Here is a 25195-nt window from a genome sequence, read left to right as displayed (position 1 = left end):
GAGGCTGGAGCCATGACCGGACCCGATGCACCCCGATTCGACACCAAGATCGTCGTCCTGCTGAGCGACGGGCTCGCCGCCTGGCAGGAGCTCAATGTGACCGCGTTCCTCGTGAGCGGCGTCGCGACCAGTGCACCCGACCTGGTCGGCGAGCCGTACCGCGACGCGGACGGCGCCCGGTACCTCCCGATGCTGCGCCAGCCCGTCGTGGTGATGACCGCGGATCGCGAACTGCTGCGCACCGCCCGCGACCGGGCCGAAGCACGTGGCGTCGACACAGCCGTCTACACCCGCGAGCTCTTCGCGACCGGCCACGACGCCGCGAACCGGGCGGCCGTCTCCGCCGTCGCGACCGCCGACCTCGACCTCGTCGGCATCGCGGTCCGCGGGCCGCGCAACGCCGTCGACCGCATCGCCAAGGGAGCGCGGCTGCACGACTGATGCGCACGGCCTGACATGTGCCGACACCCGGCCTACCGCCGAAGTTAGGCTGCGCGAAACGCTGGCAATCCGCCTCCCCGGCTGGGTCGGGACCCCGCCGCTCTGCCAGGCTCGAAGGGCGAAGGGGAGTAGCTCAGCATCCGATTCCGGATGCGCGGCACGTCGACATACTGGCTCGCGATGATGCGGCCCGGCGTGCCTCCCGGTTCTCGGGCGAGCGAGACCTTCGGTCATCAGCACACGATGACCGGGCTCCTCCGTCGTACCTGCCCGGTCGTCACGATCGGAAGGCATGACATGGACACGCGGACGACCGGCGGAGCCCGGCGCTTGGTGATCCCTCTCGGAATCGTCGCCCTGGTGGCGGCACAGGGCGTCGCCCTGCGGCTGAGCGGGGTGGAACCGGAGCCGATCGTCGGCATCCTGATGTTCGGCGTCGCGATCGTCGCCGCCGCCTTCGCGCTGGCCTGGGCGGGCGAGGCCGCCGAAGTGGACATCTCCGGCGGGTTGGCCGTCGGGCTGCTGGCGATCATCGCGATCCTGCCGGAGTACGCGATCGACCTCTACTTCGCCTTCACCGCCGGAAGCGATCCGAGCCAGGCGCAGTACGCGGCCGCGAACATGACCGGCTCCAACCGGCTCCTGCTCGGCTTCGGGTGGCCGTTCATCCTGCTGGTCGCCTTCCTCGTCTACCGTGCGGCGCGTGCCCGGCGGAACCCGGTCGACCCGGACGTCAGCCCGCGGCCGTTCGCCGTGCGCCTCCCGGAGGACAACCGGGTCGAGCTGGGCCTGCTGATGATCGCCTCGCTGCTCACCCTGACCATCCCGCTCACCGGTCAGATCCACGTGCTGCTGGGTGTCGTGCTGCTCGCCCTGTTCGTCTACTACCTGTGGAAGGTGTCGAAGGGCGAGACGGAGGAGCCGGAGCTCGTCGGCGTCCCCGCCGCGATCGGCGGTCTGCCGAAGGTCGCCCGCCGAGTGACCGTCATCGCGATCTTCGTGCTGTCGGCCGCGGTCATCCTCCTGCTCGCCGAGCCGTTCGCGCACAGCCTCATCCAGGGCGGCCGCGCCGCAGGGATCGACGACTTCCTGCTCGTTCAGTGGCTCGCGCCGCTGGCGTCGGAGGCACCGGAGTTCGTCATCGCGATCATCTTCGCCATGCGCGGCAAGGCGGCCATGGGCGTCGGCATCCTGCTCGCCAGCAAGGTCAACCAGTGGACGGCCCTGGTCGGCACCCTCCCGATCGCGCACGCCCTGGGCGGCGGCGGCTGGGCCCTCCCGATGGACGGCCGTCAGGTGGAGGAGTTCGTCCTCACCGCCACGCAGACCCTGCTCGGCGTCGCGATGCTCCTGAGCCTGCGGTTCGCCGGGCGCTGGGCCACGGCCCTGTTCGTGCTCTTCGCTGTGACCTTCGTCTTCCCCGGCACCGAAGCACGCTGGATCGTGTCGGGCGTGTACGCGACACTCGCCGTCGTGCTGTTCGCGATCCGGTGGCGCAGACTGTGGCCGACGCTGCGTGCGCCGTTCGCCCGCACGGCCGATGACGCGGCGCACGATCGCGAGGCGGTGGCCGCCGGGTCGCGGGAATGAAGGCGGGGGCCGCGCGTCCGACAACCCCCCGGTCCAGACGCGCGGCCCCTCGCGGCATCCCGGTGGATTGAGCCGAATGCCGGCCGGGACACTGTGGGGCGCCCCCTCGGGGGCGGCTCCTATGAGAGAAGTGTCCGCACCCGCGAGATCGTCTCAAACTTTCTTCGTGGAGTTTCTTGCGCCGCCGAAGTTCAAACGCGACGCGGGTCAGGCGCAGCCGCACTCGTCTCCCGCGCAGCATCCCGGCTCCACGTAGAGCACCACGCGCAGCAGCTCGTCGAGCGCGGGTGCGAGGTGCCCGTCGGCGAGCCGGTACCAGGTGCGGCGGCCGTCGGGCATCGCCTCCACCAGCCCGCAGCCCCGCAGGCAGGCCAGCTGGTTAGACATGACCTGGCGCGAGACCCCGAGCGCTTCGGCGAGGTCCGACGGATACGCGGGCGCCTCGCGCAGGGCGAGCAGGATGCCGACCCGGGTCGGGTCGGAGAGGGCGTGTCCGAAGCGGGCGAGGGCCGCAGTGTGCGTGACCGTCGCCGCGGGCGTCGTGAGGGTCATGGGTCGAGAGTACAGCGGATGCTGAACTATCGGAACCCACCCTTGCGACCGGCCGCCGATGTGGCGAGAATCTCCCCGGGGAGACCGCCGAGCGCGGTCGCATGAGGGGGAACGATGAGACGTCTCGCAATCGCGTGCGCAGCGGTGCTGGCCGGCGCCGCTCTGGCCGGCTGCGCCGTGCATTCCACGCCCGCCGCAGAGGGCGGCTCGCAGACTCCGGAGTACCGCTCCATCCCGACCACGACGAACCGCGCTCCCGATCCCACGCCGTCCGCACATCCGGAGGGCTCGACGATCTCCGAGCAGGAGGCCCCGCTCTCCCAGCTCTGGGCGACGGTGGACTCGAGCCTGCGCGATGCCGGCGGTTACGCCGACCCGTCGCGCGCCGCCGGACGCGTGCCGCAGGACATCGGCGACTTCGCCTCCGCCATCGCCACCCGATGCACCCCGCAGCTCAGCGCGGAGCAGGCCGCTCGCCTCGACTCCCTCTGGAGCGACGTGACCGGGACTGCGGCGAGCGCGGGCGCCGACCTCACTCCCACGGTCTCGGCCTACGTCGACCAGGCCACATCGCTCTGCCTGTAGCGTCGACGCATGGCGGATCGGGCCCTCTTCATCAACGGCGCTCCGGGGTCGGGCAAGACCACGCTCGCCCGGCGCCTCGCCGCCGTCCTGGAGCTCCCGCTCCTCACGAAGGACGGCATCAAGGAGTCACTGGCCGACGCCGTCTCCGTCCCCCTGCCCACACGCCGGCTCGGCGCGATCGCCTCCGACACGCTGTGGTCGCTGGTCGGAGCCGTCGACGGCGCTGTGATCGTCGAGTCGTTCTGGTTCGCGGGTCGCGACGACGAGTACTTCCGGCGCGGGGTGGCGACCGCGGGGGTCACCGACGGCATCGAGGTCTGGTGCGAGGCGTCCCCCGAGACCACACAGGCTCGGTTCGTCGGCCGACCCCGCCATCACGCCCACGACGACGAGCAGCGCACCGACGAGGCCGCAGAGTTCCGCCGTCTGGCCCGCCCGATCTCCGGATTCCCCGTGCTCCCGGTCGATACGGAGGGGCCCGTCGACGTCGACGGCCTCGCCGCCCGCATCCGCACCCTCCTCCCCCTCTGACACCTCCTCCTCTTCTGACGCCTCCGTGGCCGAGATTCACGAAACGGCCGCCATTCCGGGTGGAATGACGACCGTTTCGTGAACTTCGAGTAGGGCAGCTCAGCGCGGCGCGCGGCGCTAGCGCTTGAGGTTGGTGAGCTCCTGCAGCACCTCGTCGGAGGTGGTGATGATGCGGGCGTTCGCCTGGAAGCCGCGCTGGGCGACGATCAGGTTGGTGAACTCCTGCGAGAGGTCGACGTTCGACATCTCGAGCGATCCGCCCTGGATGTTGCCCAGGCCGTCCTCGCCCGGGCCGCCGACCTGCGCTGCACCGGAGTTGACCGTGGCGCGGTAAGTGGAGCCGCCGGCCTTCTCGAGGCCGCCCGGGTTGACGAAGGTCGCCAGCGCGATCCGTGCGACGGCCTGCTTGTCGCCGTTGGAGAAGAGGCCGATGATCGTGCCGTCCTTGGAGAGCGTGAACGACTCGAGGGTGCCGGCCGCGCGGCCGTTCTGGTCCTTGAAGGCGACCGTGGAGAGGCCCGAGTAGCCGGTCACCGTGCTCAGGTTGACGTTGACGCCGCCGACGGTCAGCGCGCCTCCGGTCGCGAGGACCCCGTTGTTGAAGGTGATCGCTCCGGTCGCGGTGGCCGCGCCGTCGGTTCCCGAGACGTCCCATCCGGTGGCCGACTTCGTGAAGGTGAGGGTGAGCTTCCGCTCGGTGCCGTTGGCGTCGTAGACCGAGATGTCGCGCACGAGCTGGTCGCCGACCACGGCGTCGGAGGGGAGGTTGCCGTTCACGTTCGCCGAGGTGCTCGCGGAGGCGGGCGTGACGGCCTTCAGCGGGATGGTGATGTCGGTGAGCGCGCCGCCCTGCTGGATGACGCCGTTGACCGCGTTGTAGCCCTGGAGGATGGCCCCGCCGGGGCCGACCAGGCGGCCGAGCGCGTCGGGGTCGAACGATCCGGCGCGGGTGTACACCGTCTCGCCGCCGACGTTGGTGACGAAGAAGCCGTCGCCGTTGATCATCATGTCGGTCGAGCGGCCGGTCGCCTGGGCTGCGCCCTGCGTGAAGTTGGTGGAGATGCCGGCCACGAGGACACCGAGGCCGATCTGCGCGGGGTTCGTGCCACCGGTCTGGGCCTGCGGGCCGCCCGCGCCCTGCACGAGCTGCGAGAGCGTGTCCTGGAACTGGACGGCCGACGACTTGAAGGCGGTGGTGTTCACGTTGGCGATGTTGTTGCCCGTGACGTCGAGCATGGTCTGGTGCGACCGGAGGCCGGAGATTCCGGAGTAGAGAGAGCGGAGCATGACGCTGCCTTTCTGTGGATGCTGCGGGGCGGAGAGTTCGGTGGGGTGTTCAGGAGCCGGCGGTCGGGGTCGTCGGCGTTGTCGGGGTCGTCGGCGTGGTCGGCGGGGTGACCACGCCCAGGATGGCGTCGAGGTTGATCTTGGCGTCGCCGACCGTGACGACCGGGACCGATCCGGCGAACGACACCGAACTGGCGATGCCGGTCTGGGTGTCGCCGTTCTTGTCGAGGTAGCTGACCGTGTGGCCGATGAGGGAGGCCGCGGCCGAGCGCATCTGCAGCGCGAAGCCCTCCTGGCTGGTGGTGTCCATGTTGGTGAGCTTCTCCATCATGGCCAGCTGGGTGGTCTGCGAGATCATCTGGTTGGTGTCCATCGGCGAGCTCGGGTCCTGGTTGCGCAGCTGGGTGACCAGCAGCTGCATGAAGGCCTCGCTGTCGAGGGACTGCTTGGGCGTGCGCGTGGGCTGAGTGGTGTAGATCCCGCTCTTGGCGGTGCTGTCGGTTCCGGTGACGGCGTCGACCACGGAAGCTCCCTTCTTCTGGCTGGGCGGTCGTCGATCAGACGATCAGGTCGATGGAGTGGGCGAGGCCGTCGGCGGGTGCAGGCGACCCTCCCGCGGCGGACAGGTGCTCGCCGAGCGCCGACGCGGAGCGCGCACGCCCGGTCTGCGCCTGCGGCTCGGCGGGCAGGCGGCCGTCGGGGGAACCGTGCTGCGACGGGTTCTGCTGCGACGACGGCTGGTTCTGGGACGAGAGGTCGAGCGTGCCGCTGAGGCCGGCTCCCGAGAGGTCGCGGCGCAGGTCGGGCAGGATCGCCCGGAGCGCATCGCGGCCGGCGTCGGTCGGCGCGAAGAGCTCGACGCGCACGCCGTCGCCCCCGACGTGCGCGCGCACGGTGACCGGCCCGAGGGTGTCCGGCGTCACGTGCACGGTCATGACGTGCTCGCCCTTGCCCGCCGCCGCGAGGGTGAACACCGGGCGGGCGAGCTGGGAGTCGAGCGTCTGCGTGTGCTGGGGGGCGGCGGGGGCGTGTGATGCGGCCGGTGCGACAGTGGGCGCGGGAGGCTGCGGTGCGGTCACGGGGACGGCCGCCGCGGGTGCCGCCGCGGGCGCGGCAGCCGCCGCGGCCTGCGGCTCCGCGATTCGTGCGCCATCGGCGCTCTGGGCCGCGGACGTGCTCGGCAGGGCGGTCGCTCCGGGGAGCGCCGCCGACTCGATCCCCACGGTCGGCGTCGCGGCTGTCGCGGTGGCACCGTGCGCAGGTGCCGGGCGGGCCGTCGTCCCGGCCGCGGCGATGCGAGTGGATGCGTCCCCCGCGACCGCTGCCGTCGAGGCCGTGGACTCGCTGGATGCCGGCGCATTCGCTGTCGGAGCGGCGGGGAGGGACGCGCGGTCCCCTGGAGCGGAGTCCGAGGATCGCCCTTGCGCAGCACCCGTGTCCGCGCCCCCGACGACCGGCGTCTCCTCGGCGGCGGGAGCGACGGCAGCGACGGCGGCGGCAGCGGCAGCGACGGCAGCGCTTGGCCCTCCCCTGGACGGCGCGGACGGCGACGCCTGGGTCGCGGGGAGCGCCCCCGCGGTGGCGAGGGACTGCGCCGCCGCAGGCGCACCCGCAGATGCCCCGGCCGTCGTCGCGAGCGCGGTCTGCCCGGCGGAATCGGCCGGATCGGCTACGGCGGCGTCGCCGGTCACCGTCCCCGGGACAGCCGCGGGAGTGCCCGGCGGGGTCGCAACGGCCGCGACGAGCGGGGTGGCGGGGATCAGCGCGGCCGTGTCCACCGCCGCGACCGCGGAGCTCGTGGTGACCGAATCCGCGTCGGATAGCGCGCCGCCGTCCGCCCGATCGGCAGTCTTCGAATCGGCGGCCTTCGAACCGGCATCCTTCGAATCCGCGCCCTTCACCTCCGGACCCTTCACCTCCGGGCCCTTCGAATCCGCCCGCTTCGCATCCGCGGCCTTCGTGTGCACGGCTCGCGGCTCGGCACCCTTCGCCTCCGTCGCCGTCACACCGCCGAGCAGAGCGGCGAACGCGTCGCCGCCGTGTTTGCCGGCGCCGGTGCTCTTCGCGGACGAGCCGGAGGAAGCCGGAGCCGTCGCGGGCGCGCTGCCCACCGCCGCCGGGCTCACAGCGAGCTCCCCTGCAGCATCGAGGTGAAGAGCGAACGCAGCGCGTCGGACTGCGACGACGACAGTGTCGACGACAGCGACGAGGTGCTCGCCGCTGCGGCGGCCGGCGCCGCCTGCGGCACGACGCGCCGGATCGTCACGATGTCGGAATCGGTGAGCCAGTTGTTCACGAGGCTCACGTTGCGTCCCTCGCTCGGCGCGTGGATGACCTTGCCGTCGCCCGCGTAGATCACGATGTGCTCCCCGCCGTTGCAGACGATGATGTCGCCCGGCTGCGCCTGGGCGAGCGAGGGCACCTCTGTGCCGACCGTCCCCTGGCCGGAGACCAGGCGGGGCACGTCGATGCCGAGATCCTTGAAGACGCGTTGCACGAGACCGGAGCAGTCGAGGCCCGAGGCGCTGGTCCCCCCGAAGACGTAGGGGACGCCGAGGTACTTCTTCGCATCGGCGACGACGTCCGCACCGGTCACTCCCCCGCTGCCGACGGTCGCGTCGCTCGTTCCCCCGAGCGCCTGCGTCAGGACGGAGGCGAAGTCGGTCGCGCCGGTCGACGACGCCGTCGACGTGGAGGTCGTGGTCGCCGTGCCCTTCGTCACGCTGTCGAGCTGCACCAGGGTGGCCTGGATCTGCGCGATCCGGCCGATCGCATCGGTCACGGTCATGCCCCGCTCCTCCGTCCGTCCGCCGTCCGGTCGCGCTGCCACGCGCCGGTCGCGATCTCGTCGATGGCCGCCTGTTCGGCGCCGAGATCGCTCGCGGCGAGCTCGGTCGCGTGCCGGGCCTCGAGCTTCTCCAGGCCGACGGCGCGCTTCTTCGCCTCGGAGAACGCCTGCTGCGCCTCGGCCGCGTCGGCCTCGGTCCGCGCGGCCAGCGCGTCCAGGTCCGCCAGCATGCTCCGGCTCGACGCTCGGGCCGCTGCGAGCGCGAACAGCGTGCTCGCGTCGGTCGCCTCGACCGGTACGGCGTGGAGAGCCGCAATGGCCCGCACCTGCCGCTCGCCGACGTCGCGCTTGAGCGCGTTGGCGGCGGCGAGGTCGCTCGCCGCATGGTCCTTCTCGATCTGCCGCAGGCGCAGCAGGCCGGCCAGGGGGAACGTGCGTGCCATCAGAACCCTCCCATCGTCGCGACGAGCGCGCCCAGGCGCGCCCACGATTCCGCCGACGGTGCCGGCTCGCCGATGCTCTGACGCAGGAATCCGTGGATCGCGTCCTCGTTGGCGACGGCCGCGTCCACCCGCGGGTTGGTGCCCGGCTTGTAGGCGCCGACGTCGAGCAGGTCCTGGGCGGCGACCCGGGCGGCGAGGACGGCGCGCAGGGCGGTGGCCGTCTGCCGCTGCTCGGCGGTCGTCACCCGTGTCGCGAGGCGCGAGATGGAGCCGAGCACGTCCACCGACGGGAAGTGCCCGACGACCGACAGGCGCCGGTCGAGCACCACGTGGCCGTCGAGGATGCTGCGCGCCGCGTCGGCGATCGGCTCGTTGTGGTCGTCGCCGTCGACGAGCACGGTGTACAGGCCGGTGATGGAGCCGCGCTCACCCGTTCCGGCGCGTTCCAGCAGCTGGGCCAGCAGGGAGAAGGTCGAGGGCGGGTAGCCGCGGGTGGCCGGGGGCTCGCCGGCCGACAGGCCGATTTCACGCTGGGCCATCGCGACACGGGTCAGGGAGTCCATCATCAGCACGACGTCGCCGCCCGCGTCGCGGAACGACTCGGCGATGCGTGTCGCCGCGAACGCCGCACGCAGGCGCATGACGGCGGGCTCGTCGGAGGTCGCGACGACCACGATCGAGCGGGCGAGGCCCGCCGCGCCGAGATCGTCCTCGAGGAACTCGCGCACCTCGCGACCGCGCTCCCCCACCAGCGCGATGACCGAGATGTCGGCCTCCGTGCCGCGGGCGATCATCGACAGCAGGGAGGACTTGCCGACGCCCGATCCGGCGAAGAGGCCCAGGCGCTGCCCGCGACCGACGCTGACCATCGTGTCGAGCACGCGCACGCCGAGTCCGAGCGGGGTCAGGATGCGCGCACGGCGCATCGCGTCCGGCGCACGGTTGTCGAGCGGAACGAACCCGTCGGGCTCGATCGGGCCCTTGCCGTCGATGGGGCGGCCGAGCGCGTCGATCACGCGGCCGAGCATCCCGCGGCCGGTCGGGACGAGGAGCGGGGTGCGCACGGCGCGTGCCGGTGCGCCGGCCGCGATGCCGGTGAGGCGGCCGTACGGCATGACGCGCACGGAGTCGGCGGTCGTCGCGACGACCTCGGCGTGCACGCCGGGGTCCTCGCCGATCGTCACCAGGTCGCCGATCGCGGCGGGGACGCCCTCGATCTCGGCACCGAGTCCGACGACCGCCTTCACGCGGCCGACGCGCTCGGGCGCGGCCTCGCGCACGGCGTGGGCCCACAGCGGCAGCGTGGTCGTCATCCCAGCGCCTCCCGGGCCCGGCTGAGCGCGGTCGCGACGCGGGCATCGAGCCAGCCGTGCGGCAGTTCGCCGATGGCGTCGCCCGGCGCGAGCGCAGGATCCGGAACCAGACGCGGTGCCGGCAGGGCCTGCCGAGCGCCGGCGCCAGCGCCGCCGTCGGCGTCAGCGTCGGTGTCGGCGAGCAGGGCCAGGTCGTCCGGGTTCAGCCGCACGACGGCCACGGCCCCCGTCGTCTCTCCGGAGAGCGCCCGGGCGACGGCCGCCCGCGCGGCGGCCAGCCGGTCGCCCAGCACCTCTCCGACGACAGCGGTGGCGAGCTCGAAAGCCGCCTCGACCAGCACATCCTCCACCTCGGCGAGCACCGGGACCGTCGCCTCGCGCAGCTCGACCGCGGCAGATCGCAACGCCTGCGCCAGTACGGCGACCCGGGCTGCGGACTGCTCGTCCTGCAGCGCCCGCGCCTCCTCCGCCGCGGCGAGCCAGGAGGACTGCTCCTCGGCGGCCGCCCGGCGGCCGTCGGCGAACCCGGTCGCGTAGCCGCGCGAGCGGGCGGCCGAGAGCGCGGCCTGCTCCTGCTCGGTCTCGGCGAGCACGGGGATCGTCAACGGGGCGAAGGCGGTGTCAGTCGACATACGCGTCCTCGTCCCCGCGCTGCACGGTGATGGCTCCCGTCGCCTCCAGGTCGCGGATGGCGCGGACGATCGCGGCACGCGCGTCCTCCACCTGCGACAGCCGCACCGGGCCCAGCATCCGGACCTCGTCGGCGAGCACCTCGCGGTTGCGCTCCGAGAGGTTGGCCGTGATGATCTCCTCGACCGCCGGGACGGCGCCCTTCATCGCGACGGCGAGCACGGCGACATCCACGCCGCGCAGCACCTGCTGCACGTCGCGCGCCTCCAGGCGGGCGATGTCGTCGAAGGTGAGCATGCGCGAGCGGACTTCCTCCGCCAGCTCCGGGTCGCGGAGCTCGAGCGACTCGAGCAGCGCCTTCTCGGTGCTGGCATCGGAACGGTTGATGATGTCGACCAGCGGCTGGACACCACCGACCGCGTCGCTCGCTGTGCGCGCGGCGACCACGGCGCTGGCGCGCTGCTTGAGGGTGTCGGCGACCACGCGCACCGCATCGGGACTCGGCGAGCCCATCGTCGCGATCGAGTGCGCGACCTCGGTGCGGGCGACGTCGTCCAACCCGCTCAGCACGCGCGACGCGTGATCGGCCCGCAGGTGGGCGAGCACGAGCGCGCTCGTCTGCGGCAGCTCCCCCGCGAGCAGCATCTGCACCTGCCCGGGCTCGACCGCGTCGAGGAACTCGAACTGCTTGCCCGCCATGTTGGAGGCCACGCGATTCATCACACCGGTCGCGCGTTCGGCGCCGAAGGAGGCCTCCAGCAGACCGACCGCGATGTCACGACCACCGCGGGTCGAGACCGCGCCGCGCGTCGCGAGATCGTGGAACTCGGTCATCGCCTTCTCGGCGACCCCCGGGTCCACGCGACGCAGTCGCAGGATCTCGGCGGTGATCTCGTCGGCCTCCTCGTCGGAGAACTGCTTCATCACCTGGGCGGCGCGCTGCTGATCCATGTTCATCAGCACCACGGCGACCTTCTGCGGGCCGGTCAGCGGCGTCTTCGCGTCGGTCATACGCCCGCCCGATCATCCATGAGACTGCGCAGGTACTCGGCGGTCTTCTGCGGGTCGCGCTCGGCGAGCGCCTCGATCTCGGAGCGGCGGCGTTCGGCCTCCACCTCGGGGCTGTCCGGGTCGGGCGGGTCGAGCTGCATGGGCACGGTCGGGGCGGACTGCTCGAGCGGGATGGGGAACGGCGAGGCCTCGAAGGCCAGCGATTCCTCCTCGACCTCGCTCTGCTCGGAGGCCTTGCGCCGGCCGCGGCGCACGAGCGCGATCACGATGATCAGAGCCGCCACGATCGCCGCCGCGATGATGGAGGTGCGGATGATGCCGGTCAGCTGGTCGGCCGCCGCGGCATCCTTCGCCTCCTGCAGCGCCTTTGCCGCCTCGGTCGCGCCCGCCTTGCTGAAGGGCACCATCTCGACGCTCACGGCGTCACCGCGCTTGGTGTCGATGCCGGCGGCGGCGTTCACGAGGTTGCGGATCTCGTTCGTGCTCACGCTGCCGACCGCGTCGGAGTTGAGCGCCACCGAGACCGTCTGCCGATTGATGGCGCCGGCGGGGATGGTGCGCTGCTCGGTCACCTTGTCGACCGCGTTGTCCTTGGTCGCGGACTCGGAGTTGAAGGTGCCGTTGCCATCGGTGCCGTTCGGAACCGCGATGTTGTCCGGCCCGAGCACTCCGGCCGCCGTCCCGCCGGAACCGGTGTACGTCTCCTTCTGCGTGGTCTCGCTGAGCGAGGGGGCGTCGGTCGGGACCGCGTACGACTCCTCGGTGCGCTGCGCCGACTCCTTGCTCACGTCTGCGGCGACCGCGACCGTCGTGTTGCCCGGGCCGACGACCTTGTCGAGCATGTCCTGCACGGCGGTCTTCACGCGCGTCTCGTAGTCGCTCGCCTGCTTGTCCGCTCCCCCGACGGCACCGGTGCCCACGGCGCTCAGCACCGTGCCGTTCGCGTCGATGACGGCGACGTCGGTCGGCTGCATGCCGGTCACGGCGGCGCTGGTCAGGTGGACGATCGCCTGCACCTGGTCCTGGCTCAGGGTGACGCCGTTCTGCGTCTCGACGAACACCGAGGCGGTCGGGTCCTTCTTCTCGGCGACGAACACCGTCTCCTCCGGGATCGCGAGCCGCACCGATGCGGTCTTGACGCCCTTCATGGCCGAGATCGTGTTGGCGAGCTCGCCCTCCATCGCACGCTTGTAGGTGACGGACTGCTGGAACTCGGACGACGTCACGCCCATCTTGTCGAGCAGCGAGTAGCCGCCCGTCGTCGACGACGGCAGCCCCGCGGAGGCCGCCTTCAGCCGCTCGTCGTACACGCTCTGCTGCGGGACCATGATGGTGCCGCCGCCGTCGGTGAGCTGGTACTGGACGCCGTCGGTGCGCAGCTGGTCGACGATCGCCGAGGCATCGGACGACTGCAGTCCCGAGAAGAGTGGCGTGTACGTGGGCTGAGAGGCCCACATCGCGATGCCGGTGATGCCGAGAGCGAGCACAGCCACGCCGAGGATGGCGATGAACCGCTGGGCCAGCGAGAATCCGCGGATCGAGTCGCCGATCCGCCGGAAGAAGCTCGTCACCTGCTGGGGCATCAGGCCTGCATCCGCATGATCTCGTTGAACGCGTCCACGGCCTTGTTGCGCACACCGGCGACGAGCTCGAGGGTGACCTGGGCCCGAGTGGAGGCCAGAGTCGCGTCATGGATGTCGTCGAGGTTGCCGGTGACGGCCTGGATCGCGAGCTTGTCGCTCGTGCCCTGCAGCTGCTGGAGGTTGTCGATGGCGCCGCTCAGGGCAGTGCCGAACGCCGCTCCCCCGGTGCCGGTCGTGCCGGCGGCGGCTGCTGCGGAGGTGGTGGCGTCGACCGAGCCGACAGCGGAGATGGCGGGGATGGGCATCAGTTCTTTCCGATCTGCAGAGCGGCCTGGTAGGTCTCCTTGGCGCGGTCGACCACGGCGGCGTTCGCCTGGTAGCCGCGCTGGGCCATGATGAGGGCGCCCATCTGCTCGGAGAGGTCGATGTCGGGGTAGCGCACGTACCCCTCCGCGTCGGCGACGGGGTTGTCGGGCTCGTAGACCATGCGTCCTTGCGCGCTGCCGTAGGCGGCGCCGGCCACGTAGGCGCCCGAGACGCCCTGACCCTCCTGCGCCACCACGTACCGCGCCTGGAAGGCAGCGCCGTCGGTCGGCTTGGCGGTGTTGATGTTGGCCATGTTGTCCGAGATCGCGTCCAGCCACTTGCGGTGCAGAGTGAGGCCGGTCCCTGCGATCCCGATCGCGTCGAATGTCATCGCCGGTGCTCCTGTCAGCTCGTCCGCAGCGCGGAGCGGATCGCCGTGAAGGTGCCGCCGGCCGCCTGCGAGGCGAACTGGAAGCGCAGGACGGTGTCCACGTTGGAGAGGGTCTCGGTGTCGAGGTTCACGTTGTTGCCGTCGAGTCGCGTCGGCTCGAGCGAGCGCGCGGTGGTCGCGGTGGTGTGCCCGTCGTGGTCCGCCACGGAGCGCGCCAGGGCGTCTTCGAACGAGACCCGCTCGGCGGTGTAGCCGGGGGTGTTGACGTTGGCGATGTTGTTCGCGATCGCCCGTTGCCGCGCGGCGAGGCCGTCGAGGGCGCTCGCGAGGGCGGCACTGGTCACGGATTCGAGCACAGTTGCACTCCATCGAGGTCTGGTCGGCTCATCCGTGGCCTGGTCGTCGAGCGATCCGTGCTCAGCGTGCTCTATCGGCTGGTCCGGCGAGCCCGTTAGCAACATGCGCGCGACTTCCTCACAGGCTGAGGATCGCGGTGTGGAAAGTGTGGATTTTCACCCCCTCGACGAGGTATACCCACAGAGTCATCCACAGCTCGGATTCCGCTTCGAACTACACGGATGTCGTTTCGAAGGGATGTTCGACAGCGTGATTTTCGCGGCATTTAAGCTGGTCAGCACGCATTTGTGTTTCCTGTACGCGCTGAGTGTCCACACATCTCGCGCGTGTCCTCCACACTTTTCACCCCTCCATCCACCGATTCTCCCCAGGGTTATCCACAGGTGGAGAACTCGATCGGTGCGCGCGAACATGGACGCATCGGTCCACCCCCGCTCGGTGAACGCGCCTTGAACGCCCGATGACGGGCTCTGACACGCCCGGGACGGCTCGAATGTGCCTCCGAGGCTCGATCCGATCTCTGCTCATCTGAGCAGAATTGACCGGGACGATCAGCCGAGCAGGTCGAAATAGACCGGCCGCGGACCCTGCTCGGTGCGCGGCACCGACTTCAGCGCGGCGATGTGCTTCCCCGTGGTCTGACGCACGTCCTCGAGATAGCGGATGGTGTGCAGCTGCGCCTCGAGCAGGCGCGTGGCCCGATCGTGCAGCTCGGGCGGGATCGGCCCGAGCGCGATCGGCGGGCGCCAGGGCACGGGTTCGATACGGGCGAGCGCCCCCTGGAGCTCGCGCTCCATCTGCGCGAGCGCCTCGACCCACGGCGCCGTGGCGTCGAGCTCGGGGAAGCCCTCTGCTGAGGCGTCCTGCTCAGGCGACACCGAGGTCGCTCCCGCTCGCACCGCCACCGGAGACAGGGATGGCCGCGGCGGCCTCGTGCCATGCCTGGCGCAACGGCTCCACGAGCTCGATCGCCTCGCGCACCTTCGCGGCGTCGCGATCCACCGTGACATCGACGATGAGCTCAGCGAGGTACGAGTACAGCTGCAGAAGGCCGTCGGCGCCGTTCCAGAGATCCACGCGCAGGCTCGATGCGAGCTCGGCGACGATCTGGTCCGCGTGGCGCAGGTTCTCCCAGGCGATCGGCCAGTTGTCGGCTCCCAGAGCGGCTTCTGCGCGCGTCAGGTCGAGCACCAGACGGTCGTAGAGCATCGTGAGCAACCGGGCGGGGCTCGCCGAGAGCACGCTGTCGCGGTTGTAGGCGGAGAGCTTGGAGGCGGCGGAGTTGAGCAATGTCATCACGAACTCGTCGAGAGCGAAGCGAGCTGGCCGGTCAGCCAGTTGGACTGGGACTGGAGCTTCTGGAGGTTGACCTCGAGGTTGGCGTAGGTCCTCTCGAGGCTGGAGCGGCGATCGGCCAGCCGGGTGTCCCAGTCGGTGATCTGCGTGCTCAGGCTCTTCACGGTGGACTGCTCGCCGGTGATCTTCGTCGTGATCGTGCCGTCGTACTTGTCGCTGGCCGCCTTGGCGGCGTCGGCGACGCGCTGCGCGACCGTCGCGATGGCGGCCTTCACCTTCTCGGGGTCGGCGGCGAGGGCAGCCGCGAACTTGTCCGCGTCGAACGACATGTTGCCGTCGCTGGTGATCGAGATGCCGTAGGTGGAGGGGGAGACGCCGTTGATGGGGGCTGAGGCCGAGTCGAGCAGCTTCTGGTTCGCGTCGCGCACCGTGGAGTCGCCGGTGAACGTCCCGGCCGTGACCACGGTGCCGCCCGCGGTGTCCGTGCTGGTGCTGACCGCCTGCTTGGTCGCGATGTACGCGAAGATGTCGTTGAGGCTCGTGACGAGCGCGTTCGCCACGTCGGAGATCCCCTTGTCGTCCCGTGCGACGCTGAGGGTGACGGGGGTGGTCGAGGCCGCGCTCACGGTCACCGTGACGCCGGGCAGCACGTCGGCGAAGGTGTTGGTGGACGACGTCACGGACTGCGCGGCGCCCGTGCCGCTCCACAGGGTGATCTGCGCATCCTGTGCCTGCCGCACCTGCGCGGCGCCGGCCTCGCTCAGCAGGTTCGTCGCGGTGCCGGCGGCGACATCGGCGGACGACCCGCGGTACGCGGTGAACGAGCCTTCCGAGCCGGTCTTGGTGGAGCTGAGCTGGAGGCGGTAGACCTTCTCGCCCGACGACGGGTCGAGTCCGGCGGCGACCTGGGTCGCGGTGACGCCGACGCCGGCCTTGTTGATCGCGGCGGCCACGTCGGCGAGCGAGGAGCTGGCAGCCGTCACCTGCTTCGTCGTGCCGTCGGCGGCGACGAATGTGAGCACGGGAGGCTGGTCCGGCCACTGCGTGAGCGGTCCGGTCACCGTGACCTGCGACTGGGCGAGCTTGTCCACTGTGAAGTCGATGGTGCCGTCCACGGCCCCCGGGCCCGCCGTGGCGGTCACCTTGTCGGAGCTCGAGGAGGCCGTGTGAAGATCGCTCGCGGCCGGCTTGGCGGTCTTGGTGGCCAGGTCCGTGAGCGCGGCCACCTTGGTGTTCAGGGCCTGCATCGCGGTGATGTAGGTGGTGGAGGTGGTGACCTTGTTCTTCAGCAGCGTCTGCGGAACGCCTTCGGCCTGCATGAGCTGATTGATCAGATCGGTCGTCTTCAGCCCGCTGATCAGGCCGTCGATTGCCAAGCTCATCGGTGCTCCCTCCCTGTGGACGGCGGTGACGGGTGGTGCTGGTGCTATCGGTGGTGCCGGTGGAGCGGTGCGGCGGCCGGGATGCGCTTTGGGGCTCGCATCCCGGCCGCCTTCACTGCGGCTCGGCGAGGGCTAGCGGACTAGCCCGCGGACTAGCGGAGCAGCTGCAGAACGCCCTGACCCGACTGGTTGGCCTGGGCGAGCATTGCGGTGCCGGCCTGCGACAGGATGTTGGAGCGGGTGTACTTCACCATCTCCTCCGCCATGTCGGTGTCCGTGATGCGCGACGACGCAGCCGACAGGTTCTCCTTGGAGACGTTGAGGCTGCGGATCGTGCTCTCGAAGCGGTTCTGGACGGCACCCAGGCTCGCACGAGCGGTCGACACGTTCTTGATCTGCGTGTCGAGAGCCGTGATCGAGGTGAGGGCGTTGGCCGCCGAGTCGAACGTCAGGGCACCGACCGCGGTGGCGACGGTGGCGACGTTCGCACCGGACAGGTCGACCGAGATCTGGTCGTTGGCCGCGACATCGCCGGCGCCGACCTGGAAGGTCAGCGAGGCGTTGGAGCCGTCGAGCAGCTTGATGCCGTTGAAGTTCGCGCTACCCGAGATGCGGGTGAGCTCGCTGGTCAGCTGGTCGACCTCGGTCTTGATGGCGGCGCGCGAGTCGGCGTTGTTCGAGTCGCTGCCGGCCTGGACGGCCAGGTCGCGCACGCGCTGCAGGATCGAGTGGACTTCGGTCAGCTGACCTTCAGCGGTCTGCACGACGCTGATGCCGTCCTGAGCGTTGCGGGCGGCGACGGTGAGGCCACCGACCTGCGACTTCAGGCCCTGCGAGATGGCCAGGCCCGCCGCGTCGTCCGCCGCACGGTTGATGCGGAGGCCGCTGGACAGCTTCTCGAGCGACTTCGAGAGGTCGCTCTGCGTGTTGTTCAGGTTGCGGTAGGCGTTGTTGGCCGCGATGTTGGTGTTGATCTGCATACCCATGATGTTTCCTCCATGATCTGGGCTTGATGTTCGCGGCCCATCCGTGGCCCGCAAACCCTTCTATCGACCGCCTGTACTGCTCCGTTAGGCATCGCCCGCGCGTGCGGGCCGATGCCTCAGGAGGCGCGGGCGGAAGTGGGGGAGAGCGGCGCGGGGTGCGCGCCGAGGTGCGCGACGGCGTGCTGCGCCAGCCGCGCGAGATAGGCGCTGCGGCGCGCCTGGGAGGTCTTGGCCTCGATGACCTCGGGGTCGCCTTCGTCGGCGTAGTGGGTCGCCATCCCTTCACGCATGAGGCGCACCGCCTCGGAGCGCTGCTGCGAGACGGCGGAGTGCGTGATGCCCAGCTCGTCGGCGATCTCGGTGACGGTGCGGTCGTCGAAGTAGATGGCCTCGACGATGGAGCGCATGCGGTCGGGGAGCGCGGCGACGGCGGCACGCACGTAGGCCGTGCGCTCGCTGGTCATGAGCGACTCCTCGGGGCCGACGGTGTCCGAGACGAGCAACGGCTCGATGGTCTCGTCGAGCGCGGTGACCGTTCGTGCGGCGTCGGCGAGCCCTGCGGCCGCCGTCTGCCGATCGACGCCGAGGGCGTCGGCCAGTTCGTCGACGGTGGGCGTGCGGCCGAGCGCCGATGTGAGGCTCTCGCGTACGGCGACCGTCTCCTTGATGCGCTTGCGAGCGGACCGGGTGGCCCAGTCGCTCGCCCGCAGCTCGTCGGCGAGGGCGCCGAGGATGCGGGTGCGGGCGTAAGCGCCGAAGGGGACGCCGGTCGACGCGTCGTACGCGTCGGCGGCGGTCACCAGCGCCAGGGAGCCGGCCGAGGCCAGGTCGTCCCGGGACAGGTGCGTGGCGCGCGAGACCAGGTCGGAGACCAGGTACCCCACCAGTGGCAGGTTGGCTACGACGAGCGCGTTTCGTTCGTTGCGGTTCACGCGTGCGACCCCTCTTCATCGGACGGGTACCACGAATCCAGCCCTCCAGGATCGGGCGGAACGGGTACACGGGCGGTGCTGACAATGCTCGGGCTGGGTCGGGTGCCGAGCGGGTGCTAGGGGTCTTTCGTTGTTCACGGTAACAACGTCGAGGCACTCCGGTCGCGCGTCCGGTGCCCCCACTACAGGGCAGGGGGCACCCCCAAAAATGGGATCATCCACATCCACGTGGATGAGCTGTGCGACTGATAAGGAGAAGCTGTGGATCCGCGTCGCGCACTGAGGGTATTCGCAGCTCCACGCCCCTAACATCGAGGCCACCGGTGCCGATTGTCCCTTGTGTCGACGGGCAGACCGTCCGTCGTCCCGATACCCGAGGGGACCGCGTGCGCACAACGACTCACGAGGAAGTCAGGAGCGACATGGCCGCGAGCGAACTGTCCGCGCAGCTCTGGAAGGAGCGCGAGCTCCTGGAGCTGCTGCTGTTCAAGCTGGAGGAGGAGCAGCTGCTGCTCGTCGCCGGCAAGTCGCGCTGGATCTCCCACGCCACCCGTGAAGTCGAGCAGGTCATGGAGCGGATGCGCGTGGTCGGCCTGACCCGCACCGTCGAGGTCTCCGAGGTGGCCGAGGCATGGGGCCTCGGTTCCGATGCCACGTTGCGGGAGCTGGCGACGGCGGCCCCGGACGGCATCTGGTCCGATATCTTCGGCTCCCATCTCGCGGCGATGACCGAGCTGACCGGCCAGATCGCCGACGTGCGCGACACCAACGAGCGCCTGCTCCGGGAGGCCGCCCGCTCCACGCAGGAGACGCTGAGCGGTCTGTCCGGCGGCGGCGACCCGGGCCTCTACGGGGCGGCGGGCGAGAGCCGCGCCGGCGACGGGGCACCACGATTCTTCGACACGGAGGCGTAGAGGGATGAGCACCTTCAGCGGTCTGAACACCGCCTACACGGGCCTGGTCGCGGCCAAGGCGGGTCTCGACGTGGTCGGGCAGAACCTGGTCAACGCGAACACCGCGGGGTACACGCGCCAGCGCGTCACGACGTCCGCCGTCGAGCCGTTGAGCTCGGGCCGCCTGTTCAGCGGGGGAGTGAAGCCCGGGCAGGGCGTGTTCGTGGGCGGAGTCCAGCGACTCGACGACGCGGCGCTCAGCTCGCGCGTGCGCACCACATCGGCGGTCTCCGGATACTCGGGGACGCGCGCTCAGGCGCTGGCGACCCTCGAGTCGTCGTTGAACGAGCCGGGCACCAACGGCATCTCCGCCCAGCTCCAGAAGTTCTGGTCCGCCTGGGGCGACGTGTCCAACCAGGCGGGCGAGCAGGCACCGGCCGGCGTCCTCCTCGGCCAGGCGGGCAGCCTGGTGACGCAGATCGCACAGGGCTATCAGGCGGTCGACGACCAGTGGACGACGCTGCGCACGCAGGCCGGGGGGATGGTCGACGACCTGAACTCCGCGGCGAGCGCCGTCGCCGAGCTCAACGGCCGCATCCGCGCGGCCCTGTCGTCGGGCTCGTCGGCGAACGAGCTGATGGATCAGCGCGACACCCTGACGACGAAGATCGCCTCCCTGGCCGGAGGGGTGGTGCGTGCCAACCAGGACGGCACGGTCGACGTGCTGATCGGCGGCAACGCGCTGGTACAGGGCACCTCGGCCAATGCCGTCTCCCTCGCGGGCGCTCAGCGGATGAGCGATGCCGCCGGCGACCCGCTGCGACTGGAGTGGACGTACCGGCCCGGCGCTGCGATCGCCATGGAGGGCGGGTCGATCGCCGGCGCGATCTCGACGCTCGCTCCGGCGGACGCCTCCGGCACCGGCGGCGTGCTGGCGGAGGCGGCGGCGAGCTACAACAGCTTCGCCGTGACGATCGCGCAGCGCGTCAACGACATCCACCGCACCGGGGCGACGCCCTCCGGCGCGACGGGGCTCGACTTCTTCGCCATCGACGCGACCAAGCCCGCCGCTCTGGGCCTGTCCGTCGTGCCGACGAGCGTCGCACAGATCGCGACCGGGACCCCGGGTGCGGGCGGCAGCGACGGCAGCATCGCCGACGCGATCGCCAAGCTCGGCACCGGGACGAACGCCGTCGACAAGCAGTGGTCCGCGTTCGTGGTGCGCATCGGCGTCGCGAGCAAGGTCGCTCAGCAGCAGGGCGACCTCGCCGAGCTCTCGGCGAACTCGGCGACGAGCGCCCTGCTCGCCAACTCCTCCGTCGACCTCGACGAGGAGAACATGAACATGCTCGCGTTCCAGCACGCCTACCAGGGTGCTGCGCGCGTGATGACGGCTGTGGACGAGGCGCTCGACGTCCTCATCAACCACACCGGACTGGTCGGGAGGTAAACCGTGTTCACCCGTGTGACGAACGCCACGCAGACGCTGGGCGCCCAGCGCAACCTGCAGCTCAGCCTGCAGCGCCAGGCGCAGCTGTACGACCAGGCGACCAGCCGCAAGCAGATCACCAAGCCGTCGGACGACCCGACAGCCACCGCCAGCGCGCTCGGGGTCCGCTCCGATCAGGCCGCGACGGCGCAGTACCAGCGCAACGTCGACAACGGCGACGCCTGGCTCACCACCGCAGACTCCACCCTCACCTCGGTCGAGAGCATCATGCGCCGCGTGCGCGACCTGACCGTGACCGGGGCGAACGACGGGGCGCTGTCGAACGAGGCCAAGGAGGCCATCGCGACCGAGGTGGACGGGCTCAAGAAGTCCCTGCTCTCCCTCGCGAACACCACCTACCTGGGTCGCACCGTCTTCGCCGGCAACTCCGACGCCGGGGTCGCCTTCCAGCCCGACTACTCCTTCACCGGAGCCGTGGGAAGTACAGTGGAGCGCAGGATCGGCCCGGACACCACCGTGCGAGTGGATGCCGACGGCGCGGCGGTCTTCGGGACGGGCGCCGGATCGGTGTTCGCCCTGCTGGACGGCATCTCGAACGATCTGCGGACGGGGGTGAACGTCGGGCCCCGGCTGGGTGGCATCGACGACAGGATGAAGGCGATCGTGGGAGAGCACGCGGAGATCGGCGGCCGCCAGACCCGCATCGACAAGGCGAAGGACATGCTCGCCGTCGGTGCCAACTCGCTGGAGTCGCAGCGCTCGAGCCTCGAGGATGTCGACCTGAGCAAGGTGCTGCTCGACCTCAAGACGCAGGACGTCAACTACCAGACCGCGATCGCCGTGACGGCGCGTGTGCTGCAGCCGACGCTGATGGACTTCCTCCGATGAGCGCCGTCGCGTTCGTCACGCCGCCTCCCGGCCTGGAGCCGCTCGCCGAGTTCGAGCTGACCCCGGTCGAGGGCGCCTCCGGCCTGTTCACGTTGGCCTCGATCGAGCGGCCGGAGATCCGGCTCTTCACTCTCGATGCGGAACGTCACCTCCCGGGGTATTCGCCCGAGCTGCCGGACGACCGCGCCGTCGACCTGGGCATCGGTGCCGCTCAGGATGCGCTCCTCCTCGTCGTCGTGACCCCGTCGCAGCAGGGGAGCACCGTCAACCTGCTCGCACCGATCGTGGTGAACCGCGCGACCGGTGCGGCGCTCCAGCTGGTGCTCGACGACGACGCCTTCCCGGTGCGCGCCGAGCTCGCCGCGCTCGCGGGGGCCTGAGGACGGCATCCTCCTGAGCGCGGCCTACTTGCCGGCCGCGGGAGCCTCCGGCTGCTTTGCCGGGCACGGCGCCGACTTCGTCATCGCGTCCACCGTCTGCTCCTCCGACCACGGGAGTGCCGCGACGACCTTGGCGCCCTTCTGCGCTGCGGGGAGCTTGGAGGCGATGGACGCGAACCGCTGTGCGAGCGCTTGCGCGAATCCCGCGCCCGGCGTCGAGTTGTTCAGCGCGACGACGACGGTGAGACCCGACGACGGGTCGGTGTACATCGCCGAGAGGTAGCCCGGGATCGCACCGCTGCTGCCCCGCAGCGGACCGAGCAGCTGGACGCCGAGTCCCTGCTTCTGCCAGGAGGCCCCGCTCGTCACGCCCTGCATCTGCGCGTCTGCGGTCTTCTCGTCGAGGAGGCTGCCCGCGGCGAGCGCCTGGCTGAACGACTTGAGGTCGCCGAGGTTCGAGACCACCCCGCCCGAGGTCCAGCCCATCGAGGGGGACAGGCGCGAGACATCGCGCATCGGCTCGCAGACCAGTGTGCCGAGACCGTCGACCCCGGCGGCGTAGCCGGCCGGGTGCGCGCCCGGCACCAGCAGCGCGGCGTCCGTCGGGAACGAGCTGGCCTCCATCGCGAGCGGGCCGAAGATGTGCTTCTGGTAGAGATCCGCCCAGTCGCTGCCGGCGGCGTTGCGCACCGCCATGCCGACCAGCACCGCATTCGTCCGGGCCGGACTGTACTTCTCGCCCGGCTTGCCCGCACGTGGAGCGGCGATGCCCTCGCTCGCCAGCTCCAGCGGCGGCCACTGGCGCGTCGGGTTCATCAGCATCCGGCTGCTCAGCTGCGCGGAGTAGTCGCCCAGGCCCGAGGTCTGCTGGCACAGCTCCCGGAGCGTGACGCCCTCCACCCCCACGAGCCCCGGCACCCACTTGGTGAGCGGGTCGTCGAGATCCATCGTCCCCTCGTCGACCAGGTCGAGCAGCACCGTGCACGTCATCGGGACGGTGTTCTGGCCGATCCGGAAGCTCATCTTCTCGGTCACGGGAGTGGAGCCGCCGCGGGTGGTCGTGCCGGTCGCCGACGTCCAGCTCCCGGCCCACGGCGCCCAGACGCCGGCGAATCCGGCGGAGGCGTCCGCCAGCTTCATCGCGTCGGCGAGCGCTCCGTCCAGACGCTTCTGCACATCGGCGGAGAAGCGGCCCGGTCGCTGGGTCGGCAGATCGGTCGCAGCTGACGAGGTGCATCCGGTCACGGCGAGCAGGAGCAATCCGGCCGCGGCCGCGGCGACGGCCCGGCCGATCCGATTCGCTCCTCGCATGGACTCCCCCGCCGTCGTGGTGCTCGTGCTACGGATTCTAACCCGCGGAAAGTGGCCCAGGGAGGCGCTGCGTGGTGGGCCGCCAATCCGATCGCGGAGGTGCTGCGAAGACCAGATGAGGCGCGCATCCGTGCGCCGTCCAAGGAGGAACGAATCATGCGCACATCACCGAACCGTCTCGTCGCCACCATCTTCGGCGCCGTCTACCTGCTCGTCGGCCTGCTCGGCTTCGCCTTTACCGGCGGTGTCGGCTTCGTGGCGACAAAGGGCGGACTGCTCCTCGGCATCTTCGAGGTGAACCCGCTCCACAACGTCGCCCACCTGCTGATCGGCGCCGCACTGCTGATCGCGGGGCTCACCCGTGCCGCTGCCGCGAAGGCGGTCAACACCACCATCGGTGCCGTCTACCTGCTCCTCGGCATCGTCGGCTTCTTCCTCGTCGGGACCGGCGCGAACATCCTCGCGCTGAACACCCCCGACCACTTCCTCCACTTGGCGAGCGCGATCGTGCTCCTCGGTGTCGGTCTCGGTGCCGAGCGGACCGTGCGCTCCACTCCGGCTGCCGTCTGACCGACGAGGCCACGGCTCCTATGAGCAGGATGTCAGGAACCCCCGTCGGTCCTCCGACCCGGGCGTTCCTCGCCGTGGCCGCGCTGGGGGCGGGCCTGCTTCACGCAGCGCTCGCCCCCGGTGCTCCTCTTCCGCTGCTCGTCGTCCTGCTGGCCGTCGCGGCGGCAGAGCTCGCGTGGTCGGTGACGACACTCGCGCGGGACCGTCCAGCACTCTTCCGTCTCGTCCCCGCTCTGGCCCTCGTGCCGGTCGGGCTGTGGGCGGCGCTCGCCGTCGTCGGGGCGACGGCGACCTCCGGAACCGTGATCAGCCTGCCCCTGGTGCCGATGGCCGCCGCGTCGCTGCTCGACGTGGTCATCGCCGCCGTCAGTGCGGTGGTCCTGCGTCGCGACCGTCCGGCGTCTCAGCGCAGCGGCGCGCTCCGCTTCGTCGCGGCACTCGCCCTCAGCGCCTCGGCGGTCTGCGCGGTCACCATCCCCGCGCTCGGCCTGACCGACGCCGGGTTCGCCGCCGTGAAGGTGGGTCACCACCACTGAGTCCAGGTGAAGGCCGTGAATACGGGTGGAACGGGACGTCCAGCTTGACGGATGCTCCCGCGTCGGCCAGTATTTTAGGTAAGCCTTACCTGACCAGGAGACCCGAATGGCCGAACTGATCCCCTTCTCGCAAGCGCTCCGCGAGCGCACCCGCTCCGTGCACGAGGAGAGCGAGGGCGCGACCTTCATGCAGGATCTCATGAGCGGCAAGGGCAGTCGCGAGGACTACATCCACCTCCTGGCACAGCACTACTTCATCTACCAGGCGCTGGAGGAGGCCGCGGTCGACATGGCGGGCGACCCCGTCGCCGCCCTGTTCATCACGCCGAAGCTGACCCGTCTGCCGGCGATCGAGGCCGACCTCGAGTTCCTCCTCGGCGACGACTGGCGCGATCGCATCTCGCCGCTGCCGAGCACGTTCCGCTACACGGCTCGCATCCGCGAGGTCGGGCACGACTGGCCGGGCGGCTTCATCGCCCACCACTACACCCGCTACCTCGGCGACCTGTCGGGCGGTCAGATCATCCGCACCCTGCTGCAGCGCCAGTACGGCTTCGAGACCAACGGGGTGGGCTTCTACCTGTTCGCCGACATCGCCAAGCCGAAGGTCTTCAAGGACGTCTACCGCTCCCAGCTCGACGCCGTCGACTGGACCGAGGAGGAGCGCGACCGCGTCATCGCGGAGGCCGGGCTCGCCTTCCGTTTCAACACGGAGCTCTTCAACGACCTCGCGGCAGCGAAGGCCGCCGCGGCCTGACGCCGC

The 25195-nt window shown here is 70.7% G+C and carries 30 protein-coding genes; 11 read left to right on the top strand and 19 right to left on the bottom strand.

The annotated features are described in order from the left end of the window. The first annotated feature begins 12 nt into the window (after window positions 1-12). Both ACFVU2_RS05030 and ACFVU2_RS05025 read left to right on the top strand, forming a co-directional pair. Window positions 13-441, top strand: a complete 429-nt coding sequence (locus ACFVU2_RS05030; protein ID WP_387871766.1) for a DUF2000 family protein — start codon at window positions 13-15, stop codon at window positions 439-441. A 297-nt stretch (window positions 442-738) separates the two neighbouring features. Continuing rightward, on the top strand, window positions 739-2031 hold the full coding sequence (locus ACFVU2_RS05025) for a sodium:proton exchanger (RefSeq protein WP_387871764.1): 1293 nt from the start codon (window positions 739-741) through the stop codon (window positions 2029-2031). A gap of 207 nt (window positions 2032-2238) precedes the next feature. Here ACFVU2_RS05025 and ACFVU2_RS05020 read toward each other — a convergent pair whose 3' ends face one another. After that, window positions 2239-2583, bottom strand: a complete 345-nt coding sequence (locus tag ACFVU2_RS05020) for an ArsR/SmtB family transcription factor (protein WP_387871762.1) — start codon at window positions 2581-2583, stop codon at window positions 2239-2241. Window positions 2584-2697: 114 nt separating this feature from the next. Here ACFVU2_RS05020 and ACFVU2_RS05015 point away from each other — a divergent pair, with 114 nt between their 5' ends. Then, window positions 2698-3168: a hypothetical protein gene (locus ACFVU2_RS05015; protein WP_387871760.1), complete on the top strand. Its 471-nt coding sequence runs from the start codon at window positions 2698-2700 to the stop codon at window positions 3166-3168. 9 nt (window positions 3169-3177) lie between these two features. Next, on the top strand, window positions 3178-3699 hold the full coding sequence (locus ACFVU2_RS05010) for an AAA family ATPase (protein ID WP_387871758.1): 522 nt from the start codon (window positions 3178-3180) through the stop codon (window positions 3697-3699). A gap of 117 nt (window positions 3700-3816) precedes the next feature. Here ACFVU2_RS05010 and ACFVU2_RS05005 read toward each other — a convergent pair whose 3' ends face one another. From ACFVU2_RS05005 to ACFVU2_RS04925, 17 genes are all read right to left on the bottom strand, one after another. Continuing rightward, on the bottom strand, window positions 3817-4986 hold the full coding sequence (locus ACFVU2_RS05005) for a flagellar hook protein FlgE (protein WP_387871756.1): 1170 nt from the start codon (window positions 4984-4986) through the stop codon (window positions 3817-3819). A gap of 49 nt (window positions 4987-5035) precedes the next feature. Then, a complete protein-coding gene (locus ACFVU2_RS05000) occupies window positions 5036-5509 on the bottom strand; it encodes a flagellar hook assembly protein FlgD (RefSeq protein ID WP_387871754.1) in 474 nt (157 codons plus the stop codon). A 34-nt stretch (window positions 5510-5543) separates the two neighbouring features. Further along, a complete protein-coding gene (locus ACFVU2_RS04995; RefSeq protein WP_387871752.1) occupies window positions 5544-7112 on the bottom strand; it encodes a flagellar hook-length control protein FliK in 1569 nt (522 codons plus the stop codon). After that, complete coding sequence (locus tag ACFVU2_RS04990; RefSeq protein ID WP_387871750.1) at window positions 7109-7774, bottom strand: C40 family peptidase; 666 nt, start codon at window positions 7772-7774, stop codon at window positions 7109-7111. Before ACFVU2_RS04990 ends, ACFVU2_RS04995 begins: the two co-directional genes overlap by 4 nt. Continuing rightward, window positions 7771-8217, bottom strand: a complete 447-nt coding sequence (locus tag ACFVU2_RS04985) for a hypothetical protein (protein WP_387871748.1) — start codon at window positions 8215-8217, stop codon at window positions 7771-7773. The genes ACFVU2_RS04990 and ACFVU2_RS04985 overlap by 4 nt, the downstream gene beginning before the upstream one ends. After that, the gene (locus tag ACFVU2_RS04980) at window positions 8217-9530 is read right to left on the bottom strand and encodes a FliI/YscN family ATPase (RefSeq protein WP_387871746.1); all 1314 of its coding nucleotides are present in this window, start codon (window positions 9528-9530) and stop codon (window positions 8217-8219) included. Before ACFVU2_RS04980 ends, ACFVU2_RS04985 begins: the two co-directional genes overlap by 1 nt. After that, on the bottom strand, window positions 9527-10162 hold the full coding sequence (locus ACFVU2_RS04975) for a FliH/SctL family protein (protein WP_387871745.1): 636 nt from the start codon (window positions 10160-10162) through the stop codon (window positions 9527-9529). Before ACFVU2_RS04975 ends, ACFVU2_RS04980 begins: the two co-directional genes overlap by 4 nt. Then, entirely contained in the window at window positions 10152-11171 is a 1020-nt protein-coding gene (gene fliG / locus ACFVU2_RS04970; RefSeq protein ID WP_387871743.1) for a flagellar motor switch protein FliG, read from the bottom strand. The genes ACFVU2_RS04975 and fliG overlap by 11 nt, the downstream gene beginning before the upstream one ends. Continuing rightward, the gene (fliF, locus tag ACFVU2_RS04965) at window positions 11168-12754 is read right to left on the bottom strand and encodes a flagellar basal-body MS-ring/collar protein FliF (RefSeq protein WP_387871741.1); all 1587 of its coding nucleotides are present in this window, start codon (window positions 12752-12754) and stop codon (window positions 11168-11170) included. Before fliF ends, fliG begins: the two co-directional genes overlap by 4 nt. Then, the gene (fliE, locus tag ACFVU2_RS04960) at window positions 12754-13059 is read right to left on the bottom strand and encodes a flagellar hook-basal body complex protein FliE (protein WP_387871739.1); all 306 of its coding nucleotides are present in this window, start codon (window positions 13057-13059) and stop codon (window positions 12754-12756) included. The genes fliF and fliE overlap by 1 nt, the downstream gene beginning before the upstream one ends. Next, entirely contained in the window at window positions 13059-13451 is a 393-nt protein-coding gene (locus tag ACFVU2_RS04955) for a flagellar basal body rod protein FlgC (protein ID WP_387871737.1), read from the bottom strand. The genes fliE and ACFVU2_RS04955 overlap by 1 nt, the downstream gene beginning before the upstream one ends. Window positions 13452-13465: 14 nt before the next feature. Beyond that, window positions 13466-13807 carry a flagellar basal body rod protein FlgB gene (locus ACFVU2_RS04950; protein ID WP_387871736.1) on the bottom strand — a complete coding sequence of 114 codons (342 nt, stop codon included), beginning with the start codon at window positions 13805-13807 and terminating at the stop codon, window positions 13466-13468. Between the two features lie 552 nt (window positions 13808-14359). Then, a complete protein-coding gene (locus ACFVU2_RS04945) occupies window positions 14360-14686 on the bottom strand; it encodes a hypothetical protein (protein WP_387871734.1) in 327 nt (108 codons plus the stop codon). Further along, window positions 14676-15104, bottom strand: a complete 429-nt coding sequence (gene fliS / locus ACFVU2_RS04940; protein ID WP_387871733.1) for a flagellar export chaperone FliS — start codon at window positions 15102-15104, stop codon at window positions 14676-14678. Before fliS ends, ACFVU2_RS04945 begins: the two co-directional genes overlap by 11 nt. Further along, window positions 15104-16486: a flagellar filament capping protein FliD gene (fliD, locus tag ACFVU2_RS04935; protein WP_387871731.1), complete on the bottom strand. Its 1383-nt coding sequence runs from the start codon at window positions 16484-16486 to the stop codon at window positions 15104-15106. Before fliD ends, fliS begins: the two co-directional genes overlap by 1 nt. 152 nt (window positions 16487-16638) lie before the next feature. Next, the gene (locus tag ACFVU2_RS04930; RefSeq protein WP_387871730.1) at window positions 16639-17472 is read right to left on the bottom strand and encodes a flagellin; all 834 of its coding nucleotides are present in this window, start codon (window positions 17470-17472) and stop codon (window positions 16639-16641) included. Window positions 17473-17588: 116 nt separating this feature from the next. Next, the gene (locus tag ACFVU2_RS04925) at window positions 17589-18404 is read right to left on the bottom strand and encodes a sigma-70 family RNA polymerase sigma factor (RefSeq protein ID WP_387871728.1); all 816 of its coding nucleotides are present in this window, start codon (window positions 18402-18404) and stop codon (window positions 17589-17591) included. A 422-nt stretch (window positions 18405-18826) separates the two neighbouring features. Between ACFVU2_RS04925 and flgN the strand changes: the two genes are divergently transcribed. The 4 genes from flgN to fliW are packed head-to-tail and all read left to right on the top strand — an operon-like array spanning window position 18827 to window position 22015. Next, window positions 18827-19318 carry a flagellar export chaperone FlgN gene (gene flgN / locus ACFVU2_RS04920; RefSeq protein WP_387871726.1) on the top strand — a complete coding sequence of 164 codons (492 nt, stop codon included), beginning with the start codon at window positions 18827-18829 and terminating at the stop codon, window positions 19316-19318. Between the two features lie 4 nt (window positions 19319-19322). Beyond that, complete coding sequence (flgK, locus tag ACFVU2_RS04915) at window positions 19323-20747, top strand: flagellar hook-associated protein FlgK (protein ID WP_387871724.1); 1425 nt, start codon at window positions 19323-19325, stop codon at window positions 20745-20747. Window positions 20748-20750: 3 nt separating this feature from the next. Continuing rightward, complete coding sequence (gene flgL / locus ACFVU2_RS04910) at window positions 20751-21635, top strand: flagellar hook-associated protein FlgL (protein ID WP_387871722.1); 885 nt, start codon at window positions 20751-20753, stop codon at window positions 21633-21635. Next, window positions 21632-22015 carry a flagellar assembly protein FliW gene (gene fliW, locus ACFVU2_RS04905; RefSeq protein ID WP_387871720.1) on the top strand — a complete coding sequence of 128 codons (384 nt, stop codon included), beginning with the start codon at window positions 21632-21634 and terminating at the stop codon, window positions 22013-22015. The genes flgL and fliW overlap by 4 nt, the downstream gene beginning before the upstream one ends. Before the next feature lie 24 nt (window positions 22016-22039). Here fliW and ACFVU2_RS04900 read toward each other — a convergent pair whose 3' ends face one another. Next, window positions 22040-23326: a serine hydrolase domain-containing protein gene (locus ACFVU2_RS04900; RefSeq protein WP_387871718.1), complete on the bottom strand. Its 1287-nt coding sequence runs from the start codon at window positions 23324-23326 to the stop codon at window positions 22040-22042. A 156-nt stretch (window positions 23327-23482) separates the two neighbouring features. On the opposite strand from ACFVU2_RS04900, the gene ACFVU2_RS04895 reads away from it, so the two are divergent. The 3 genes from ACFVU2_RS04895 to ACFVU2_RS04885 all read left to right on the top strand — a co-directional run bounded on the left by ACFVU2_RS04895 (window position 23483) and on the right by ACFVU2_RS04885 (window position 25189). Further along, window positions 23483-23896, top strand: a complete 414-nt coding sequence (locus ACFVU2_RS04895; protein WP_387871716.1) for a DUF4383 domain-containing protein — start codon at window positions 23483-23485, stop codon at window positions 23894-23896. Window positions 23897-23925: 29 nt separating this feature from the next. After that, window positions 23926-24432, top strand: coding sequence for a hypothetical protein (locus tag ACFVU2_RS04890; RefSeq protein WP_387871714.1), 507 nt, complete (start codon window positions 23926-23928; stop codon window positions 24430-24432). A 106-nt stretch (window positions 24433-24538) separates the two neighbouring features. Further along, entirely contained in the window at window positions 24539-25189 is a 651-nt protein-coding gene (locus tag ACFVU2_RS04885; protein ID WP_387871713.1) for a heme oxygenase (biliverdin-producing), read from the top strand. Window positions 25190-25195: the final 6 nt, after the last annotated feature.

It is taken from the genome of Leifsonia sp. NPDC058194 (assembly GCF_042883605.1).
Lineage (GTDB): Bacteria > Actinomycetota > Actinomycetes > Actinomycetales > Microbacteriaceae > Leifsonia.
This window is presented reverse-complemented; position numbering and strand designations above follow the sequence as displayed.